This window comes from Arthrobacter sp. DNA4, assembly GCF_024362385.1.
In the GTDB taxonomy this organism is placed as follows: domain Bacteria; phylum Actinomycetota; class Actinomycetes; order Actinomycetales; family Micrococcaceae; genus Arthrobacter.
This window is the reverse complement of sequence record NZ_CP101466.1, coordinates 500,615-520,690: the sequence shown is the minus strand read 5'-3', so window position 1 is coordinate 520,690 and position 20,076 is coordinate 500,615. Positions and strand designations below refer to the sequence as shown.

At 67.3% G+C, this 20,076-nt stretch carries 20 protein-coding genes; 6 read left to right on the top strand and 14 right to left on the bottom strand.

Annotation, left to right across the window (positions count from 1 at the left end):
- Positions 1 to 110 precede the first annotated feature (110 nt).
- On the bottom strand, positions 111 to 884 hold the full coding sequence (locus NMQ03_RS02525) for an IclR family transcriptional regulator (RefSeq protein ID WP_224024622.1): 774 nt from the start codon (positions 882 to 884) through the stop codon (positions 111 to 113).
- 231 nt (positions 885 to 1,115) lie between these two features.
- Here NMQ03_RS02525 and NMQ03_RS02520 point away from each other — a divergent pair, with 231 nt between their 5' ends.
- From NMQ03_RS02520 to NMQ03_RS02510, 3 genes are all read left to right on the top strand, one after another.
- A complete protein-coding gene (locus tag NMQ03_RS02520; protein ID WP_255174247.1) occupies positions 1,116 to 1,955 on the top strand; it encodes an ABC transporter ATP-binding protein in 840 nt (279 codons plus the stop codon).
- Positions 1,952 to 2,818, top strand: coding sequence for an ABC transporter permease (locus tag NMQ03_RS02515; RefSeq protein ID WP_255174246.1), 867 nt, complete (start codon positions 1,952 to 1,954; stop codon positions 2,816 to 2,818). The genes NMQ03_RS02520 and NMQ03_RS02515 overlap by 4 nt, the downstream gene beginning before the upstream one ends.
- A gap of 65 nt (positions 2,819 to 2,883) precedes the next feature.
- A complete protein-coding gene (locus NMQ03_RS02510) occupies positions 2,884 to 3,960 on the top strand; it encodes an ABC transporter substrate-binding protein (RefSeq protein ID WP_255174245.1) in 1,077 nt (358 codons plus the stop codon).
- A gap of 122 nt (positions 3,961 to 4,082) precedes the next feature.
- Here the strand turns inward: NMQ03_RS02510 and NMQ03_RS02505 are convergent, their stop codons facing one another.
- Complete coding sequence (locus tag NMQ03_RS02505; protein ID WP_255174244.1) at positions 4,083 to 4,946, bottom strand: SDR family oxidoreductase; 864 nt, start codon at positions 4,944 to 4,946, stop codon at positions 4,083 to 4,085.
- Positions 4,947 to 5,067: 121 nt separating this feature from the next.
- Here NMQ03_RS02505 and NMQ03_RS02500 point away from each other — a divergent pair, with 121 nt between their 5' ends.
- Together NMQ03_RS02500 and NMQ03_RS02495 are read left to right on the top strand one after the other, a co-directional pair.
- A complete protein-coding gene (locus tag NMQ03_RS02500; protein ID WP_255174243.1) occupies positions 5,068 to 5,442 on the top strand; it encodes a helix-turn-helix domain-containing protein in 375 nt (124 codons plus the stop codon).
- Positions 5,443 to 5,609: 167 nt separating this feature from the next.
- Positions 5,610 to 5,873: a hypothetical protein gene (locus NMQ03_RS02495; protein WP_255174242.1), complete on the top strand. Its 264-nt coding sequence runs from the start codon at positions 5,610 to 5,612 to the stop codon at positions 5,871 to 5,873.
- A gap of 4 nt (positions 5,874 to 5,877) precedes the next feature.
- Here NMQ03_RS02495 and NMQ03_RS02490 read toward each other — a convergent pair whose 3' ends face one another.
- Both NMQ03_RS02490 and NMQ03_RS02485 read right to left on the bottom strand, forming a co-directional pair.
- Positions 5,878 to 6,627, bottom strand: coding sequence for a 3-hydroxybutyrate dehydrogenase (locus NMQ03_RS02490; protein ID WP_255174241.1), 750 nt, complete (start codon positions 6,625 to 6,627; stop codon positions 5,878 to 5,880).
- A gap of 80 nt (positions 6,628 to 6,707) precedes the next feature.
- The gene (locus tag NMQ03_RS02485; RefSeq protein WP_255174240.1) at positions 6,708 to 8,087 is read right to left on the bottom strand and encodes an MFS transporter; all 1,380 of its coding nucleotides are present in this window, start codon (positions 8,085 to 8,087) and stop codon (positions 6,708 to 6,710) included.
- Between the two features lie 127 nt (positions 8,088 to 8,214).
- Between NMQ03_RS02485 and NMQ03_RS02480 the strand changes: the two genes are divergently transcribed.
- Positions 8,215 to 9,111 (top strand): LysR family transcriptional regulator, encoded by an 897-nt coding sequence (locus tag NMQ03_RS02480; protein WP_255174239.1) that lies wholly within the window; start codon positions 8,215 to 8,217, stop codon positions 9,109 to 9,111.
- 47 nt (positions 9,112 to 9,158) lie between these two features.
- Here the strand turns inward: NMQ03_RS02480 and NMQ03_RS02475 are convergent, their stop codons facing one another.
- The 10 genes from NMQ03_RS02475 to NMQ03_RS02430 form a co-directional block, all read right to left on the bottom strand.
- Positions 9,159 to 10,061 carry a spermidine synthase gene (locus NMQ03_RS02475; RefSeq protein ID WP_255174238.1) on the bottom strand — a complete coding sequence of 301 codons (903 nt, stop codon included), beginning with the start codon at positions 10,059 to 10,061 and terminating at the stop codon, positions 9,159 to 9,161.
- Positions 10,062 to 10,121: 60 nt separating this feature from the next.
- Entirely contained in the window at positions 10,122 to 11,657 is a 1,536-nt protein-coding gene (rfaE2, locus tag NMQ03_RS02470) for a D-glycero-beta-D-manno-heptose 1-phosphate adenylyltransferase (RefSeq protein WP_255174237.1), read from the bottom strand.
- Entirely contained in the window at positions 11,654 to 13,105 is a 1,452-nt protein-coding gene (locus tag NMQ03_RS02465; protein ID WP_255174236.1) for an aldehyde dehydrogenase, read from the bottom strand. Before NMQ03_RS02465 ends, rfaE2 begins: the two co-directional genes overlap by 4 nt.
- A gap of 83 nt (positions 13,106 to 13,188) precedes the next feature.
- Positions 13,189 to 13,905 carry an SDR family oxidoreductase gene (locus NMQ03_RS02460; RefSeq protein WP_255174235.1) on the bottom strand — a complete coding sequence of 239 codons (717 nt, stop codon included), beginning with the start codon at positions 13,903 to 13,905 and terminating at the stop codon, positions 13,189 to 13,191.
- Between the two features lie 43 nt (positions 13,906 to 13,948).
- Positions 13,949 to 15,343 (bottom strand): PfkB family carbohydrate kinase, encoded by a 1,395-nt coding sequence (locus NMQ03_RS02455; protein ID WP_255174234.1) that lies wholly within the window; start codon positions 15,341 to 15,343, stop codon positions 13,949 to 13,951.
- A complete protein-coding gene (locus tag NMQ03_RS02450; protein WP_255175518.1) occupies positions 15,340 to 15,981 on the bottom strand; it encodes an SIS domain-containing protein in 642 nt (213 codons plus the stop codon). Before NMQ03_RS02450 ends, NMQ03_RS02455 begins: the two co-directional genes overlap by 4 nt.
- 95 nt (positions 15,982 to 16,076) lie before the next feature.
- Complete coding sequence (locus NMQ03_RS02445) at positions 16,077 to 17,342, bottom strand: glycosyltransferase (protein WP_255174233.1); 1,266 nt, start codon at positions 17,340 to 17,342, stop codon at positions 16,077 to 16,079.
- Positions 17,339 to 18,373, bottom strand: a complete 1,035-nt coding sequence (locus NMQ03_RS02440; protein ID WP_255174232.1) for a glycosyltransferase — start codon at positions 18,371 to 18,373, stop codon at positions 17,339 to 17,341. Before NMQ03_RS02440 ends, NMQ03_RS02445 begins: the two co-directional genes overlap by 4 nt.
- Positions 18,370 to 19,458 carry a glycosyltransferase family 9 protein gene (locus tag NMQ03_RS02435; protein WP_255174231.1) on the bottom strand — a complete coding sequence of 363 codons (1,089 nt, stop codon included), beginning with the start codon at positions 19,456 to 19,458 and terminating at the stop codon, positions 18,370 to 18,372. The genes NMQ03_RS02440 and NMQ03_RS02435 overlap by 4 nt, the downstream gene beginning before the upstream one ends.
- Positions 19,458 to 19,994 carry an HAD-IIIA family hydrolase gene (locus NMQ03_RS02430; protein WP_255174230.1) on the bottom strand — a complete coding sequence of 179 codons (537 nt, stop codon included), beginning with the start codon at positions 19,992 to 19,994 and terminating at the stop codon, positions 19,458 to 19,460. The genes NMQ03_RS02435 and NMQ03_RS02430 overlap by 1 nt, the downstream gene beginning before the upstream one ends.
- Positions 19,995 to 20,076: the final 82 nt, after the last annotated feature.

The window sequence follows — 20,076 nt, the reverse complement described above, 5'->3', positions numbered from 1 at the left end:
GCCCGGGCCGCGTTGCCCGGCCTGCCGTGGATCGCGAAGCATCGTTGGCACGACAACTCATATTGTGGACCCAAATTCACAATGTGGATAGAGGGATCCGAGAACCGGTTCTACTGGGGGATGGTGCCGCCGATCATCCGGGTGCCCTCCTCGGCGGCCGCCAGCACCTGTTCCACCCAGGAGGCACAGACATCGAAGGGCATCCTCAGCGCAGGACCCATCACCGTCAGGGCCCCGAAGAGTTCACCCTGCGGCCCGAAAATCGGAGCTGAGATTCCGCTGGCGCCGGACACGCGCTCACCGGTAGTGATGGCGAAACCATCTGCCCGGACTTTCGCAACGGATTCCTCCAGGCTCGCGGCATCGGTAATGGTCTGGTCGGTCAGGGACGCCAGGCCCGACCGGTACACCTCATCCGCAACTTCCGGGTTCCAGGCCAGCAGGACCCGGCCCGCCGCACCCACGTGCAGCGGCATGATTTCACCCACGCTCACCGCCCGCCGGAGCATGCGGCGGGTCTCGGCCAAGGCAATGCAGACGCGCTTTCCCTGGGATTCGCGGAAGATGCAGGCCGTCTCACCCAGTTCGTCACGAAGCCTCCGCAGCACGGGGGTCAGCAGTTCCAGGAAATCCAGGCCCTGGGTTGCCGGCGCCGCCCAGTGGGCCATCCGCACCCCCACCCGGTAACGGTCCCCGTGCCGGTCCAGGATCCCTTCCTGCACCATGTTCGCCACCAGGCGCTGCACCGTGGAGTGCGGCACCCCCGTGCTGGAACGGATCTCAGCCAGCGACAACTCGGGCCGGACGAGGGAAAAGGCATCGAGGATGGCAGTGATCTTTCGCAGGACCAACAGGGGCGTGGCCGACGTTTCGCTGGAGCTCATGGGGAAAGTGTATGAGCCGTGGGGGCGTTGAGTGTGACCGAAGTAACTGTTAGCATCAGGTCCACATCATGATGGAAAACCCACGATGTGGCAGGCCAGTTCTGCTGATGAGTAGTACAAACGGAGTCCGTACACGGGACTCCGGACGCGGACCGATGCACCATCATCGTTCCGAGAGCGTGAACCAGCAGGGGGAAACAAGCGGCCGGAGTTGGCCGGGAAGAGGCAAAGATGCCAGCTGCACAGCCAGCCACGTCCGGATATGCCGTGGAGCTCACCGGGTGCACCAAACAATTTCCAACCTCCGGAGGCGAGACCTACTTCGCAGTCCGCGACATCGACCTAAAGGTTGAACCCGGCCGCTTCGTCTCGATCGTTGGCCCGACCGGATCAGGAAAGTCCACCATCCTGAACATGGCTGCAGGCCTTCTGACACCCAGCTTCGGCGAGGTCAAGAGCTTCGGCGAACCGGTGTCGGGAGTGAACCGCCGGGCGTCCTACATGTTCCAGCAGGACGCCCTGCTGCCGTGGAAAACCGTCATCGACAACGTCAGCCTGGGCCTGACCATGGCCGGCGTCTCCAAGGCCGAGGCCCACTCGGAATCCCGGCGCTGGCTCGAAAAGGTGGGCCTCAAGAACTTTGCGGACCGCTATCCGCACCAGCTCAGCGGCGGGATGCGCAAGCGCACCGCCATCGCCCAGGCCTGGATCGTAAACCCGGACATCCTCCTCATGGACGAGCCGTTTTCTGCCCTCGACGTCCAGACCCGCCAAATCATGGAAAACGAACTCCTGCAGCTTTGGCAGGAATCCGGCAAGGCGGTGGTCTTCATTACCCACGACCTCGACGAAGCGATTGCCTTGTCCGACGAAGTGCTCATCCTGGGCGCAGGCCCCGGGAGCACCGTGGTGGGAAGCTACCAGATCGACATTCCCCGCCCCCGCGACCTGCTGGACATCCGAGATGACCCGCGCTTCGTTGCCCTCCACCGGGAGATCTGGGGCCGCCTGAAAATCGAAGTCTCAAAGACCTACGAAAGCGCCATGGCGGAGGAAGGTGAGGCAGCATGACCATCCTCGGTTCACGGAGGCCGGGTTCCCGCGGGAACGGCTCACCCGGCAGCACCCATGACCGCAGCCCGGTCAGCCGCCCCGCCCGCCGGGGCGAAATGTCGCCCCTGGCCATGCGGAGCATCCAACTCCTCCTCACGGTTCTCGTCCTGGGAGCGTGGGAGGTCCTGGGCCGGGCCGGGGTGATTGACGAATTCTTCTTCCCCCTTCCCTCGGACATCTTCCAGACCGTGTGGCTCTGGGTCTCCTCAGGGTTCGTGTTCCCCCATCTCTGGGTGACCATGCAGGAAGCCATCCTCGCCTTCCTGGTCGGGGCCGCCGTCGGACTCCTCCTGGGCTTCATCCTCGCCCGCGTCCGCTTCCTTGAACGGTTGCTGGACCCCTTCCTCCAGATGTTCAACGCGCTCCCCCGCGTGGTCCTGGCTCCGATCTTCCTGCTGTGGTTCGGCCTTGGCATCTGGTCCAAGGTCGCATTCGGCTTCACCCTGGTGTTTTTCATCGTCTTCTTCAACACCCTGGAAGGCGTCAAGAGCGTGGACCGGGTCCTGGTGGACAACGCCAGGATGCTGGGGGCCAGCGAAAAGCAGCTCCTGCGCCACGTCTTCATTCCGAGTGCACTGACCTGGATCTTCTCCAGCCTGCATATCAGCGTCGGCTTCGCCATTACCGGCGCAGTGGTGGGTGAGTACCTGGGCGCTTCGGGCGGTGTGGGATACGCCATCGCACAGGCGCAGGGCGTATTCGATACCAGGGGCGTGTTCGCGGGGATGTTCATCCTCATGATCGTCGTGCTGATCATCGACCTCCTCGTCAACCGCCTGGAACGGCACCTGCTCAGGTGGCGCCCGGTCCGGTCTTCCTGACCCCGACCGGCCAACAGCTGCTTTACCGGCGCAGAAACTCAACAACCCGCCTGAAAGGGACACTCATGACACAGAAAGCAACCCGGCGCCGTGGCCGGGTCCTCCTCCGGCCACTGGCCCTGATTGCGTCGGTTGCCCTGGCGCTCTCCGCCTGTGGCGCCCCCGCGGCCGCCCCTCCCGGACAAAGCGGATCCGCCGCTGCCGGCGGCGGGGGCGGCAAGGTGGTCATCGGCGTCGGCGGACAGACCCTCCTGACCTACCTGCCGACCACCCTGGCCCAGCAACTTGGGTACTACAAGGATGAGGGCGTGGACGTTGAGCTTCAGGACCTCCAAGGCGGCTCCAAGGCCCTGACCGCCATGATTGGCGGCAGCACCAACGTAACCAGCGGGTATTACGAGCACACCATCCAGATGCAGGCCAAGAACCAGCAGATCAAGGCGTTCGTGGACATGGGCCAGTCCTCGGGCCTTGCGCTGCTGGTGGCCCCGAAGAATGAAGGCCAGATCAAATCCATTGCCGACCTAAAGGGCAAAAACGTCGGCGTCACGGCTCCGGGCTCCTCCACGGACATGTTCGTGAAGTTCCTGCTGGCGAAGAACAACATGCAACAGACTGATGCAGCCGTGTCCGCCATCGGCGCCGGGTCTTCCGCCGTCGCCGCTGTCGAGCAGGGCCAGGTGGATGCAGCCGTGATGCTCGAACCGGACGTGTCAGTACTCACCAAGCGCATCGGCCACAATCCCGTAGTGCTGGAGGACGTCCGCACGTCGGAGGGCCTGAAGGAAGTATTCGCCACCGATTCCTGGCCTTCCGCCTGCCTTTACGCCAAGACCGAGTGGCTGAACCAGAACAAGGACACCGCCGCCAAGCTGGCCAAGGCCATCAAGCGGACCCTGGAGTACATCAACGGGCATTCGGGCGCCGAAATCGCGGCCAAGATGCCGGAAAGCTTCGCCGGCGGAGACAAGGACCTCTATGCCAAGGTGATCGAGGACCTCAAGAAGACCCTGAGCAAGGACGGCACATTCACCGACGACGGCGTCCAGGCAGTCCTGAAGACCCAGCAGGTAGCCAACCCGGACGTCGGAAACAAGGAGATCAAGCTGGCCGATACGTACACCAACGACCTCGTGAAGTGATGCCACGCTATGTCCTGACCGCGGGCGGCGCCTAACCAGCGAATAACGCCGCGCCCCGGCAAGCACAACAAAAAAGGTGCCCGGCCCCTCATGGGGCCGGGCACCTTTGGCGTTCCGCCGTCCTAAGCGGCAGCAGCGGCGGCCCTGACCGCCTGGCCAAGGGACGTCGTCGGGCGCCCGATCAGCCGGCGGAGGTCGCCGGTGCTGACCAGGAGATCGCCGCGCGCAATGCCAAGGTCGGAGTCCGCAAGGATTTCAGCGAAAGCCTCCGGCACGCCCACGGATGCGAGCAGGCCTGCGTACTCCCCCGCGGGCAGGTTGTTGTAGCTGATGGACTTTCCGGTGGCAGCGCTGATCTCCGATGCGAGGTCGGCCATGCTGAACGCGTCGTCGCCGCCCAGTTCGTAGACTTTGCCGGCCTGGTCGTCGGCCACCAGGACCGCGGCGGCTGCGTGGGCGTAGTCGGCCCGTGAGGCACCGCTGACCTTGCCGTCACCGGCGCTTCCTGCGACGGCTCCCTGCGCGAGGGTCCCGGGAAGCTGTTCGGTGTAGTTTTCCAGGTACCAGCCGTTGCGCAGCAGCACGAAGGGGACACCCGATTCACGCAGCAGGGCTTCGGTGGTCTTGTGCTCGTCGGCCAGCAACATGGCGGTGGTGTCAGCGTTGGCGATGCTGGTGTAGGCGAGCAGCTCTACGCCCTCGGCCTTGGCGGCTTCGATGACCGTGCGGTGCTGGTCCACCCGCTGTCCCACTTCGCTGCCGGAGATCAGCAGCACGCGCTTGGCACCCTTCAGGGCGGCCTGGACTGAAGCGGCGTCGGCATAGTCCATGGGCTGTACATGAACCCCGCGTGCAGCGAAGTCAGCGAGCTTTTCAACGGACCGGCCGGCCGCGACGATATCTTCGGTAAGCACGCCGCGTTCCAGGAGGGCTTCAAGAACGTGGCGGCCAAGCTGTCCGGTGGCGCCTGTAACAACGATGCTCACAATGATTCCTTTCGGGAACTTTTACTCTGTCAGTGGGCACAACCGGCCCGGCGGCAGATAACTTCCCGAAAGAGAGTACGTACTTTGAAGTAAGGTACTGACCTCAAGGTAAGCTGGGGCCATGAAAGCAGCTCCCCTGCCTCCCGCATTTGCCGACGGCGTGTTCGCGGCCGGCTGCCCCAGCCGGACCGTGCTGGACCATGTCACCAGCAAATGGGGCGTCCTGATCCTGGTGGCACTGTCCGAGGGTGAGCAGCGGTGGAGTGACTTACGACGGCGGGCTGAGGGCATCAGCGAGAAAATGCTGGCACAGACGCTGAGGACGCTGGAACGCGACGGTTTGGTCAGCAGGAACGCGCAGCCGGTCATCCCTCCACGGGTGGACTACAGCCTTACCGAGCGGGGCTACGAGTTGAGCGCGCTGCTGGTGCCGCTGGTGGCCTGGGCGTTCGACAACGCCGACGAGATCATCAACGGGACCGGAAAGGCCAAGTAGTACCGGCACCCAAACTCGAGTACCTGTTACTGGTGTGGCTGGTGTGAATAGCGCATAACGTGGGCGTACGGTGGCGGCCGGAATGGGAGGACCATCCTCTGCTGGGAGCATTCCGCCAACCAGCACCGTTAGCAGGCGGCGGGCTGCCGCCCGGAGGAGTTGGTCGCATGGCCAAGGACTACGTACAGGATCTTGCCGGCATGGGCCGGCCCGTCAGCCTCGGGGCTGCCCTTTCAGGGGCGTGGGGCCGGACGCTGACTGCCTTCAGCCCCCGCTGCCCTTACCGGGTAGGGGACACAGTCATAGGCGACGACCCCTTCAGCGGCAGGCGCGAAGGGGTCGTCGTGTGGCAGGACCGCCGATCAGTGGGAGTGAAGACCCCGTACGGCGTCTTCTTTTTCGACCACCGGCTGGTCAAACCCCTGGAGTGATGTCCTAGCGGGCGGACCAGCCGCCGTCCATGGTGTAGCTGGCACCGGTGACCATGCCGGCATCCGGGGACGCCAGCCAGGCCACCAGGGAGGCTACCTCGTCCGGTTCCACCAGGCGCTTGATGGCGGCTTCAGTGAGCATCACCTTGGCCAGGACCTCGGACTCCGGGATTCCGTGCATCTTGGCCTGGTCCGCGAGCTGCTTTTCCACCAGGGGCGTGCGCACGTATCCGGGGTTGACGCAGTTCGACGTGACACCGTGCGGGCCGCCTTCAAGTGCGGTCACCTTGCTGAGTCCTTCGAGACCGTGCTTGGCGGAGACATACGCGCTTTTGAAGGGAGATGCGCGGAGGCCGTGCACGGAGGACAGGTTGATGATGCGGCCGAACTTGTTGGCGTACATGTGCGGCAGGGCGGCCCGGATGAGCAGGAACGGCGCCTCCAGCATCAGGCTGATTAGCCGGCGGAAGTCCGCAGGATCGAACTCCTCGATGGGGCTGATGCGCTGGATTCCTGCATTGTTCACCAGGATGTCGCAGTCCAGGCTCAGCCCGGCCAGGGCGTGGACGTCCAGCAGGTCCACGGCCCAGGCCGTGCCGCCCACCTCTGCGGCAAGGCTCTCCGCGGCGGAGGAATCGACGTCGGCCACCACCACTTTCGCACCCCGCGCGGCAAGTGCCCGTACGGTCGCGGCGCCGATTCCGCTCGCGCCGCCGGTGACCAGCGCCTTGCGTCCGTTCAACGTGTTATCCATTGCAGTTCTCCTTTTGTGCAGCCAAACGCTCTTGTGCGGCCAAACGGTCCAGTGGCTCCATCAGTCCAGTGGCAGCCAGCTCAACGCCGTGCAGCGGTCAGCAGGCCTTCGCGGGCTGCGTCTTCCTTGTCCACATCCTCCAGGGCGACGCCCTTGGTTTCCTTCAGGCTTAGCACGGCCACGGTGGTGATGGCACAGGCCACTACCAGGTAAATGGCGGTGGGCACCCACGAACCGGTGTCCTTCAGCCACTGGGTGGCCAGCAACGGAGCCAGGGACCCGGCGAAGATGGACGTGACCTGCGAGCCGAGGGATGCGCCCGAGTACCGCATGCGGGTGGGGAACATCTCGGCCATGATGACCGGCTGTCCCGCGTACATCAGGCCGTGCAGGCACAGGCCGATGGTCACTGCCAGGACGATGACCACTGCGTTCCGGGTATCGAACATCGGGAAGGCGAAGAACGGCCAGGTGGCACCGAGGATGGCGCCCGCGAGGTAGACGGGCTTGCGGCCGGTCCGGTCCGCCAGGCGGCCGTACTGCGGAATGATGGCGAAGTGGATCACGTGGGCGATCAGCAGCGCCAGCAGGAGCGATGAAGTGTCGTACTTGTGCACGCTCTTGAGGTACACAATCGCGAAGCTGACCACCAGGTAGTACATGATGTTTTCCGCGAAACGCAGGCCCATGGCCTGGAAGATGCCTTTGGGGTACTTGCGCAGGACCTCGAAGACGCCGTAGCTGACGGCCTGTTCCTTCTCCACCAGTTCCTTGGCTTCGAGGAAGATGGGCGACTCGCTGACGTTGGTGCGGATGTAGTAGCCCACGAAGACGATTACGGCGGAGAGCCAGAACGCCACCCGCCAGCCCCAGCCGAGGAACGCCTCGCTGCTGAGGGTGGTGGACATGATGTACAGCACCAGGGTGGCCAGGAGGTTGCCCACCGGGACGGCGGCCTGGGGCCAGCTGGACCAGAAGGCGCGGGTCTTGTTGGGGCTGTGTTCGGCCACGAGGAGCACGGCGCCGCCCCATTCGCCGCCGAGCGCGAAGCCCTGGATGAAGCGCAGGGCCACCAGCAGCGCGGGGGCCAGGTATCCGATGTCGGCGAAGCCGGGCAGGCAGCCCATCAGGAACGTGGAGATGCCGATGATCACGATGGTGAGCTGCAGGGTTGGCTTGCGGCCCAGTTTGTCACCGATCTGGCCGAACACGATGCCGCCCAGGGGACGGGCGATGAAGCCCACGGCGTAGGTGAGGAAGGCCTGGATGATTCCGTCCAGGTCATTGCCCGTTGACGGAAAGAAGTACTTGCCGAAGACCAGGGTGGCAGCGGTGGCGTAGAGGAAGAACTCGTACCATTCCACAACGGTGCCCACCATGGAGGCGGCAACAATCCTCTTCAGTCCTGATCCTTCGGGTGCATGCCCGGCGTTGTTGGCCGGGCGCTGCTCTACGCTCATTGTTTCTCCTAGTGTCCACATTGACACGCGCTGTGATCTCCAGCACAAGTGACTCAGATGAGTATTGCTGCACAAAGGATGCACTTCAATGGCCAAAGAGGCAGTCAATGTGTGCACAATTGCAGATATGAATGCGAATCCTGATGACCTGCTGGTCCTTCTGGCAGTGTCCCGCTCTGCCAGATTCACGACGGCGGCCCAGGCCCTGGGCTTGAACCACACCACGGTCTCACGCAGGATCGCCGCGCTTGAGAAGTCGCTGGGCGGCCGGGTGCTGTCCCGCGCCGCGGGTGGCTGGGAGCTGACGGAGCTGGGCGAGCGGGCCGTGCGGGCTGCGGAACAGGTGGAGGCGGTGCTGGGCACGCTGGGACCGGCCGGCCAGGCACCCGACCCGGTTGCCGGCGTCGTGCGCATGACCGCAACGGATGGCTTCAGCGCCTACATTGCCGCTCCGGCGGTGGCGCGGCTGCGCCGGAACCACCCCGGCCTGAGCGTGGAGGTAGTCACCATGACCCGCCGGGCGCTGCAGCAGCGGTCCGGGTTGGACATCGAGGTGGTGGTGGGCGAGCCGCAGGTGCACCGCGCGGAGGCCATCCGGCTCGGCGAATACCGCCTGGGCATGTACGCCTCCCGCGCCTACCTTGCGGAGCACGGGACGCCGGCCTCCGTGGCAGAACTGAATAGGCACCCGCTGGTCTACTTCGTGGACTCGATGCTCCAGGTGGACGACCTGGACGCGCCGCGGCGGCTGGTTCCCGCCATGAAGGACGGGCTGACCTCCACCAACGTGTTCGTCCATGTGGAGGCCACCCGGGCCGGCGCGGGCGTCGGGTTCCTGCCGTGCTTCATGGCCGATCTCCACGATGACCTGGTCCGCCTGCTTCCTGACAAGATCGGCGAACTGCTCCCCTACTGGATGGTCCTGCGCCCCGACTCACTGCGCCGTCCCGCGGTGGCCGCCGTCGTGCAGGCACTCCGGGAACGGATGGCCGAGCACCGCGGCGCGCTTTTGGGCAAGGGTTAGCCCGTCGATTGCTGAGTAAATGCCGTTTTGACCGCTGAAAACGACGATTACTCAGCAATCGATGGGGGTGAATCGTGGCGGACCGGCGCTCCGGCCGCGAATGCCCGCACCTGCGCGTCATCCCACAGGTGTGCCGGGACGGCCCCGCCGAGGAGCCGGCGCCGGAGCTGCGGATCATCGCCCAAGGGCACGTCGCTGACGGCCATCACCATGTTTCCGTACCTCCGGCCCTTCAGCATGGCGGGATCGGCAATGATCACGGTGTGTTTGAAGGCCGCCGCGATGGTGGCGGCGTCCTCCCGGGCGTTTTTCAGGTCCGGTGCGTCCCCGGAATTGGCGACATAAAGCCCGCCGGGGGCCAGGACCCGCTTGGCATGCGCGGTGAATTCGGCGGTGGTCAGCGGGCGGGGGGTCAATGCGCCGGCAAAGACGTCGCGGATGATGAAGTCCCGGGTCTGGGCGGTGAGGGTTTCCGTGACGGCTCGGGCCTCCCCCACACGGATCCGCAGCAGGGGTGCCTTGGGAAGGTCGAACCAGCCGCGCACGTACTCGGCGAGCTTCCCGTCCAGCTCCACCACCACCTGGCGCGCGTCCGGGTAGGCGGCAGAGAAGTAGCGGGCCATGGAGCAGGCGCCGCCGCCCAGGTGCAGCCCGCGCAATTTGTGCGCGGCCGACGGCGGCCAGCGGGACTCAATGAGAGCCGCCATCCACCGCATGTACTCGAAGTCCAGGAACAGGGGGTCCGCGAGGTCGATGTGCGAGCTCATGACGCCGTTGATCTTCAGGAGCCAGCCGGTGGAGTTGTCCTGGTCGGCAATCAGCTCGCAGTCGCCGGTATCGATGTAGTAGACGCCCTCCACCGGTCCGTTCACCACGGATCCCCTGGGCACCTCGACCACGCCGGCTGCCGGGCGGCCGGCCCTGCCTCCTGACTTTCCGCGTTTGCCCATTACCCGTGCTCCGCTTCAGTCATGCTTCAACCCTATGTGACAGGCCCTGGTTGGCGGGCCCTAGGTGGCAGGGCTGGCAGCCCCTTGGCCGTCCCGGATCCGGTTCACCACGGCGGTGGTGGACCGTTCCGCCACGTAGTCCAGGATGGCCACGCGGCCGCCGTACTCCTCCACCGCGGGGGTTTCCGCCAGCATTTCGGGGGTGTAGTCCCCGCCCTTGGCGTACACCTCGGGCCGGAGCCTGCGGATCAGCGGCGCTGCCGTGGGGGTATCGAACACCGTGACGTAGTCCACGCAGCTCAGCGCCGCCACCACCGCTGCCCGGTCTGCCATGTTGTTGATGGGCTTACCGTCCCCCTTGAGCCGGCGCACGGAATCGTCGCTGTTCAGCGCCACCACCAGGATGTCGCCCAGCTGCTTGGCCTGGTTGAGGTACCGGGTATGGCCGCTGTGCAGGACGTCGAAGCACCCGTTGGTCAGCACGATCCGCTGGCCCTGGGCGCGGTGGAGCTCCATCTGCCGCTCCAGTTCGTCCGCACTCAGGGCAGTATCGGCGAAGGCTTCCAGGTACCGGCTGAGCTGGGCGGTGCTGCACACTGATGTGCCGGGCTGGTGGACCACCACGTCGGCAGCCGACTGGGCCAGGTCCAGGCTGGCGGTCAGTGGCAGGCCGGCCGCGCGGGCCAGCGTCAGGGCAGCGACAAACGTATCGCCCGCCCCGGATGCCTGTTTCTCCGCAGCCGGCCGAGCCCACGTCCGGTGCCGGACGCCGTCGGGAGTCAGCAGGACGGTTCCGTCCCGGTCCAAAGTGACCACTACGGCGCGTGAGCCGGTGCCCTGGAGCAGCGCCTCCGCCTCGGCGGCCACGGCTTCCACCCGCGCCTGTCCCTCCGGGAGCTTCCGGTCCAGCAGCCGCGCCGTTTCCTGCGCGTTCGGAGTCACCAGGTCAGGCTGCAGCGCAGCCCAGGCCCGGGGGTCGTGGGCATCGACCACCACCAGCGGCCGGTACTTTCCAGCAGCGCCGCTCCCCAGGACATCGGCCATGGCCGTGCGGACGGGGTCCGCCACCACCCCGGTCCCGTAGTCGCACACCAGGACAGCGTCCCGGTGTTCGACGGCGGCACGCACCGAGGCGGCGAGCGCGTCCAGGGCGTCGGCCGGGACAGCCTTGGCCGAGTCGTCGAGGCGCAGCATCACCTGCCCACCGCTGCTGATGCGGATCTTGGTGGTGGTGACCATGTCCGGGTGGGACTGCAGGTACTGGACATCGATGCCCGCCGCGGCAAGCTGCCCGCGCAGGTCCTCACCGGCGTCATCCGTGCCGATGATGCCGGCCACCGCCACCTTCGCCCCCAGGGCCGCAAGGTTCATGGCGGTGTTGGCCGCCCCGCCGGGAACCGATTCGCGGGTTTGGATGTCCACCACGGGTGCGGGGGCTTCGCGGCACAGCCGTTCGATGCTGCCGCTCCACCAGCCATCGAGCATGACGTCGCCGATCACCAGGATCGACGGCTGTTCCGCTGCCAGCCTGCCCGGCAGCCAGTCGGACAATGCCCGCTGGGTGGAGAGGTCAATGGAGTCCGGGGACGTGCTCATGGCAGGTCCTGTTCATCGATGACGGATCCCGTGCCGGGGTCCGCCGGCGCCGGTGGCGCGGCGATGTGGACCACCTTGACCTGCGAGAACTCGTCCAGCAGCTCGGGCCCGTAGCCGAACCCGGCGCCGCTCTCCCCGCGGGGCTGGGCTGCCCCGCCCGGAGCACCGCCGAAGACCGCGTTGACCTTGACCGTTCCCACCGGCAGCGCCGCCACCGCCTGCTGGATGTGCCCAATGTTGCTGCTCAGGACGGTGGCTGCCAGGCCATACTTGCCGCTGCACGCCAGGCGCAGGCCGTCGTCGAACGTGTCCACCACCTGGACCGGAGCCACAGGCCCGAAGGTTTCCTCAGTCATGACCTGCATCCCTTCGGTGCAGCCAAGGAGCACGGTGGCCGGGTAGAACGAGCCGGGCCCGTCCGGCAGGGTACCGCCCTCAACGGCGCGGGCCCCCTGGCCCAGGGCCTCGGCGACGTGCCCGTGGACGGCGTCCCGCATCCGGAGGTCCACCAGCGGCGCCACGGATCCGTTGCTGTTCCGCAGTGCGGCCTCGGCCTCCAGCGCGCTGCAGAACGCGGCAGCGATGTCTTTATGGACGTAGATGCGTTCCACGGCCGTGCAGATCTGCCCGCTGTTGCTGAAGGCGCCGATCGCTGCCTGCTCCGCAGCCCACGCCGGGTCCACGTCGCGGTCCACCAGCAGGGGATCATTGCCGCCGTTTTCCCGGATGACGTGTGCGCCGGTACGGGCTCCCGCCTCCGCGATCCGGGCACCTGAGGCGCTGGAACCCACGTGGGCGATCACATCCACCTCCGCCTGTGACAGGGCTGCCCCCACGTCCGCGCCGCCGGAGATGGTCAGGAAGACGCCGGCAGGGAAAGCCGGTGCCAGGACTTCGCCCAGCGCCTCGCCCAGCCGAGGGCAGCGCTCGCTGGGCTTGTGGATGACCGCGTTGCCCGTCACCAACGCGGCCCCAATCAAGCCGCAGGCTACTGCCACCGGATCATTCCACGGGGTCAGCAGGACGGCCACGCCGCGCGGCTCGGCGACCGTGTAGTCAGAGGCGAGCCGGCTGCCGCGGAGGCTGTGGCCGCGGTGGACCGGGCCCAGTTCGGCATATTGTTCCAGGGTGGACACGGCGGCGGCGATGCCTGCCAGCGCCTCCGCTTCCGGCCGCCCGGTTTCGCTGGCATTCAGCCCCGCGAGCTCCTGGGCGGCAGCGTCCAGCGCCTTGGCGGCGGCGCGGAGTGCCGCACCGCGCTCGGCCGGAGCCGTCGCCGCCCAGCCGGGCGCAGCCCTGCGGGCCACGTCCACGGCATCATTCACTGCGTCCGGGCCCGCTTGGGGAACCGTCCAGAGCACTTCACCGGTCCGCGGGTCCTGGATGGTGATGCCGGCGCCCTCGACTGTTTCGTTGCCTGCGGTTGTTTCAGTGGCTGTGGTGGGCATGGTGTTCCTCCCGCCTTTCGGTGCTGGTATGTCGGTGCTGGTGGTCCTGCTGTACCGCCAGGGTGTGGCGGCCGGTACCCGGCTTAGGGCCAGGAGCCCTCTTCCTCATGGCAGATCAGCATTTCCCTGACCTCGCAGCCGGTGGGCTGGTTCAAGGCGAACAGGATGGCCTGCGCCGTATTGGCGGGGTCGTTGAGCCGGGAATCGTCCTGCGGCTTGTACTGCTCGGTCCGGTCATCGAAGAACCGGGTCTTCATGCCGCCGGGGATCATGGTGGTCACGCCGATTTCGCCGCCGGTTTCCGCGGCCAGTGCGTGGCTGAACCCCACCACGCCGAACTTGGAGGCGCAGTACGCGGTGGCATCGGCCACGGCGCGCTTGCCCAGGGTGGACGCCACGGTGATCACGCGGCCGTGGGTTTCCTTGAGGTAGGGCAGGGCCGCGCGCACCACCGAAACGGTGCCCATCAGGTTGACCCCGATGACCTTTTCCCATTCGGCGGCTTCGACGTCGGCCAGCTTGCCGCAGCGGTCGATCCCGGCAGCAGTGACCACCGCGTCCAGGCCGCCCAAGGTTTCGGCGGCTTCCCGGACTGCGTGCTCCACGGCCGCGCGGTCCGCGACGTCCACTTCGAACGCCTTCACCCCGGAGACGGTGCTGATGTCGCGGTCCAGGACTACCGGCGTCCCGCCGGAGCGAAGGACGGCGTCGACGACGGCGGCCCCCAGTCCGGAGGCACCTCCGGTGACAAGGACGCGTCCGGGCGTGGTGGCGGCAGTGGCGGTTGATTCTGCGGTCATGGTGTTCCTTTCAATGGGGAAAACAAGACAAGTGGGAAGAAGTTCAGCTGACCTTGGCGAGCGCGTCCGCCAGGCCTGTGGTGGAGCGGGCCGGGTGGAAGGGAACGGTAAGGCAGCGGCCGCCCCACCTTTCCACCAGGTCGGCCTCGGGAAGGCTGGCTCCCTTGTAATCGCCGCCCTTGACCCAGATATCGGGGCGGAGCCGGTCCAGGGCGGCCCCGGGGGTGTCCTCGTCGAAGACCATCACCGCGTCCACGCATTCCATCGCGAGGAGCAGTTCGGCCCTGTCGTGCTGGCCGATGATGGGACGCTGCGGGCCCTTGAGCCGCCGCACCGAATCATCCGAGTTCAGGCACACGATGAGGCAGTCCCCCAGTTCCCTGGCGGCGGCGAGGGACCTGATGTGTCCGGCGTGGATCAGGTCGAAGCAGCCACCGGTCGCCACTACCTTCCCGCCGCTTTCGCGCACGGAACGGGCCAGCAGCAACGGTTCGGTGGTGCGCCGGCCCCGCGCCGGTACACCCCCGTGGCGGTCCGGGGCCGCATCCTGCCCCTGGGTATCAGGCAGTGCCGACACGCCTCCGGCCGCCAGGAAATCGGCGGCGTCGTGGACGGCGAGGGCCGCAGCTTCGGGAAGCCCGCGACCGGCCAGGAGGTGCACCGCCAGGCCGGCCGCCAGGCGGTCACCGGCTCCGCAGGGGTCCCCGGCTTCCACCCTTGGGGCGGGAACGGCGCGGGAAGAAGCATCCCCCTGCTGCAGCAGGACCGCCCCTTCCTCGCCTTTGGTCACCAGGACGGCCTGGCTGCGCCAACGCTCCAGCAGGACCTGCGCAACATCGTCCACAGAGGTGGGGACGTTGCCGGCGGCCTGGACCGCCTTGGTCGCTTCGGAAATGTTCGGTGTCACCACGGCAACCCCCGGCACCGGCTCGGGGCCTGAGGGGTGCGGGTCCCACACGATGGGCACCGAACCGGCCAGGCGGCCCAGCAGCCCGCGCAGCTGCGGGTTGGCTGCCAGTCCCCTGCCATAGTCGGCCACAATAACCACACCGGCTTTTTCCACTGCGCGCAGCATGGCCGGGGTGACGTCCGGGATTGGAGTGCGTTCGCAGCCTTGGTCAAAGCGGACCACCGGATGGGAGCCTGCCCGCACGCGGGTCTTGACCGGCGACGGGTAGCCGGTGGTCCCCGCCACGAGCTGCACTCCGGCGAGGTGCGTGCGCAACTGGCTGCCGGCGTCGTCATCCCCCAGCACTGTCACCAGGGTGACGGGCCAGCCGTCCTGGGCCAGCATGCGCGCCACCAGGCCTGCGCCGCCGGCACGACGGCGGACGCCGGAAATGTCCACGACGGGGACGGGGGCGTCCGGGCTGAGCCTGGTGGCTTCACCGGAGAGGTCGACGTCGAGCATGACGTCACCCACGACGACGATCCTCATGGCCGGCCCCCGTTCGCCATCCCGGGGAAAGGGGCCGGCGTGTGCCGGGCAACCTCGAGGTCGAAGGCGCGGCAGATGGCATGCAGGGCGATCAGGTGCCCTTCCTGGGCATTGGCGTTCAGGGCGTCAATCATGACTGCCTCATCGCAGGCATCCGCCAACGGGTTGGGACCGGCGCCGGTCAGCGCCCAGGTGGTCATATTGAGCCGGGCGGCAACGTCCGCGGCCCGCAGCAGGTTGGGGCTCTTCCCGCTGGTGGACAGCAGTATCAGCACGTCGCCGGAGCGGCCGTGCGCACGCACCTGCCGGGCAAAGACGTCGTCGAAGCCGTAGTCATTGGCGATGGCCGTCACGGCTGACGACTCGGCGTGCAGGGAGATGGCGGAGAAGGGGACGCGTTCGCTGTCGAACCGGCCCACCAGTTCCGCGGTCAGGTGCTGCGCCTCGGCGGCAGATCCGCCGTTGCCGGCAGCCAGGAGCCGCTGGCCGCGCAGCAGCCGCTGTGCCAGCTCCACGCCCCAGGCGGCGAGCCGGCCGGACTGGCTGCGCAGCGAGTCCAGGGCCGGAAGCACGTTGTCCAGGTGCAGGCGGACCGCGTCGGCGCTGGCGGGATCAACGAACGTGGCACCGGGGAGCACCGCCGGCAGTGCCGGGGCTGCGGTCAGGGCCCTCAGGTCTGCTTCACGCAGGTTTGGTTCGCGCAGGGTTGATTCACGCAGGGACGATTCGGCGGTCACAGTGCGGCTCCTTCCATCGGTACGATTCCGGCTGAAGCGCTGGCCGGCGCCCCGGCCACGGCAAGCTGGTAGGCCTTTTCCGTTTCCGCGGCCACCCGGTCCCAGGAGTAACGGCTGCGGGCACGCCGCTCTCCGGCCTGGCCGAGCTTTGCCCTGAGGGCTGGGTTTTCCAAGAGCAGCGACAGTGCCGATGCAATGGCTTCGGGATCCCGGGGCGGCACGTGCAGGCCGGTGGCGTGGTCCACCACGGTGTCCCGCAGGCCGCCCACTGCCGCGGCCACCACCGGAACGCCGCACGCCATGGCCTCCAGCGGCACGATGCCGAAGGGCTCATACCAGGGCGCGCACACCACGGCGTCGGCGCTGCGGAAGATGCCCGGCATTTCAGCCCGCGACACCTGGCCCTGCAGCGTCACGTGTCCGGACACACCAAGCTCGGCGGCAAGGTCCAGCAGGCGGCGGATTTCTGGGTCTTTGTGCATGACGTTCGAGTCACCGCCACCGCCCACGATCAGGAGTTCGACGTCCTCGAATCCCGCCGCTTTGAGGTACGGGAGCGAGCGGATCACCAGGTCGACGCCCTTGCGCGGCACCAGCCGCCCGACCGACAGGATGCGGTAGCGGCGCTTCCTTGCGGCCACCGGCCCCTCCGGCGAAAAGAAGTTCAGGTCCACGCCGCAGGGCGCGATCGAGATCTTTCCGGTGGCGATGCCCATGGCCTTGAGCTCGAAGACTTCGTCGGAACAGGTGGCGATGATCCGGTCCGCGGAACGTCCCACTCCCGGTTCCAGCCAGCGGCGTTCCTCCGGGCTGGTGTCTTCGGCGCCCTGGTGCCTCCGTTTGACGGTGCCCAAGGCGTGGAAGGTCTGCAGCATGGGGACGCGGTACCCGGTTTCGGGCCGCCTCGCAGCGTCCAGTGCCGCCAGGCCGGACATCCAGAAGTGGCCGTGAACCACGTCCGGCGGCCGCTGCCCCCAGTCCTTGGCCACCCCGTCCGCGAGTTCCCCCATGTAGGGCAGCAAGTCGTCCTTGGGCACGTGGCGGGCGGGCCCGGCGTCTACGTGGACCACCTCGAGGCCGCGTCCCACCCGGACCCGTTCGGGGAGCTCCGTTGCGTCCCTGCGGGTATAGACGGTGACGTGGTGGCCCCGCTTGGCAAGGGCCTCGGACAGCGCGGCCACGTGAACGTTCTGGCCGCCGGCGTCCACCCCGCCCAGTGCCGCCAAGGGACTGGCGTGTTCGGAAATCATCGCGATTTTCATGGGGTCTTCCTCTCCCGCGCCGGAACAAGGATCCGCTCGTCCGGCCGCTCGTTGACGGAGTGCCGGGGCCGGCTGCGCAGGTCCGCCAGGAGCTCATCCCAGCGGTCCTGGAACTTGCCCAGGCCATAACGCTCCAGCGCCGCCTCCCGGGCGGCGAGTCCCCGCCGTCGGGCTTCCTCCGGCTTGGCAACCAAGCGCTCCGCGCAACGGAGCAGCTCATCCATATCTGCCGAGACCACGCCGGCTTCCTGCGGCACGGCCCTGGGGGCTTCGGTGGCGGCAAGCACCACCACGGGCATTCCCAGGTGCATGGCTTCCAGCAGGGACAGCCCCAGCGAGGTCCAGCGCATCGGGTGGACGTAGACCCGGCAGCGCGCAAGCTCCCGGTGCAGGTCCCGCGTTTTGAGGTCGCCGCGGGACGTCAACCGCGCGTCCCCGATTCCCGTGGCTGCCGCGAGCCCGTCGGTCTTCATGCCGAACACCTGCAGGGGCGCCACGGAGGCGAAGGCGGGCAGGAGGTCCGTCCCTGTGACCCGGCCACGCCGCACGGGCTCATTGACCACGACGCCCAGCTCGGGAAGCTCACCCGTGTACAGCTGTCCCGGGTCCGGGATTCCATGCTCGATGACCGTGGTGGGGGCAGAACCGTTGTCCCAGGCCAGCCGGTTGAAATGGGTCACGTGGACAACCGGGATCACGGTCTGGTCCGAGAGCGGATGGCTGATGTTCGGGAAGTTGCCTTTGGGCGTGTTGTGTTCCACGAACACGGTAAGCAGGTCGACGCCGGGGATCCGGCCCAGGGACCGCGCCACTTCGTCGATTTCTTCGGGCCGTTGGAGGACGACGGCGTCCACGGCGTCGCCGTCGAGGGCCGCCAGGTCCACCTCCCGCACTGATTCCGGCCAGTCCCTGCCGGCGCGGCCCAGTCCCCAGGCCCCGCCTTCGGGCAGGACGGGAAGCAGGTATTCGTGACGGCCGCGGACAAAAGCGTCCGTCCAGGAACCGTGGACATGCCAGAGCAGGATTCTCATCTGTTGCGGGCCTTTCTACGGGTGCTGACGTGCGTGCTGAAGGAGCTCACTCCGCTGATCAGGCGTTCCACGGCCGCTACGACTTCCTCGGGTGAGACCGAGTCGAGGCACGGATGGCCGGGAACCGGGCATACGCGGGCGCGGGACATGCGGCAGGGTGCGTTCTGGTCCCCGAGGAGTTCCAGGGGCACGCCGTAGGGCGCCCAGCGGATGGCCGGGACCACGGGTGAAAACAGGCATGCCACGGGTGTTCCCACCGCGGCTGCCAGGTGGGCCGGGCCGGTGTTGCCACTGATGACGGCATCGGCGACGGCCATGACGCCTGCCATGGTGGCAAGGTCGGTTCGTCCGCCGAGGTCGAGGGCGGAGGGGCCCGCCACCGTGGCTGTCAGCGACGTCTCGCCGGGACCGCCGGTCACCACCACCCGGTACCCTGCACCCTGGAGGAGTTCGACGGCGGCCGCATGGTGCAGAGGAGGCCACGCCCTCGCGGGAACTGCCGCTCCGGGGTGGACCACGACGTAGGGCTCGGTCCCCACAAGGGCTGCCACTTCGGCCACGGAGTTGACGCGCAGCTTTCCGTCATCGCCCGGAGGGAGCCGGAAGCCTGCGGCCTCGGCGATGCCCAGCGCCCGTTCCGCTTCGGGCTGGTCTTCGGGAAAGTCCTCCCCCGGTTTCAGGCGCACGTCAAGCAGCGAGCCAGCGTAATCGGTGGAGGCGCCGGTGATGCGCTCCACGCCGGCCAGGCGCAGCAACAGTGCCAGCGGCAGGGGGGATTGGTGGAAGGAGGTGAGGATAACGGCTTCGGTGATGCGGGAATTACGGACGTATTCGATCAGCCGGTCCGCGTGCGGGCCGGTCATCCGCGGTGCCGGATTCATGATCCAGGGGCTGTCCCAGCTGTAGACCTCGGCGACGCCGGGAAGCATGGCAGCGGCCGCTTCACCCTGCCGGCCGCACAGCATCACCACATGGTTGGTGCTGCCGCCGCGCTGGGCACGGCCGTTCGCCACCGCGCGGACCGCGGGGCTTACCAGAAGGACATCGCCCATGCTGTCCAGCCGGGCCACCAGGACGCGCCCCATCAGGGTGTCTCCTGCAGCAGGCTTACGGCGGACGCCAAATCGGAGGCGACCAGCCGCGCCGCGGCCACCTCCTCGGCACGGGTCACGGGCGTGGGGACCAGGACCCCGGTGGCGCCGGCAGCCTCTGCTGCCCCGACGTCGGCACCGATGTCTCCGATGAGGGCGGCCTCCGATTCGTGAATTCCCAGCTTGCGGCAGGCGCTGTGGACCATGCCGGGAGCGGGCTTGCGGCAGGAGCAGCCGTCCTGCTCCGCGTGGGGGCAGACCTCCCACACATCAAAAGGGCCGAGGAGTTCTTCCACCCGGGCATTGACCTTTTCCACGTCGTCGGCCGTAATCAGGCCGCGGGCAATCCCCGATTGATTGCTGATCACGCCGGTGGCAATTCCATCCGCCCGCAGGCCGTCAAGCACTGCTTTGGCGCCTGCCACGGGCCTTACCTTGCCGGGGTCCCCGTTGTAGGGCACATCGATCACCAGGGTCCCGTCCCGGTCGAACAGGACAGCCCGGAGCTTGGACATTTCAGAGCTTCCCATAACCAACCTGTTCCCTCCTGCTGTTGCTCCTAAACAAGGCCGCGGGCTTTCCGTTTGCGGCAGCGGCGCACAAAGACCCGGT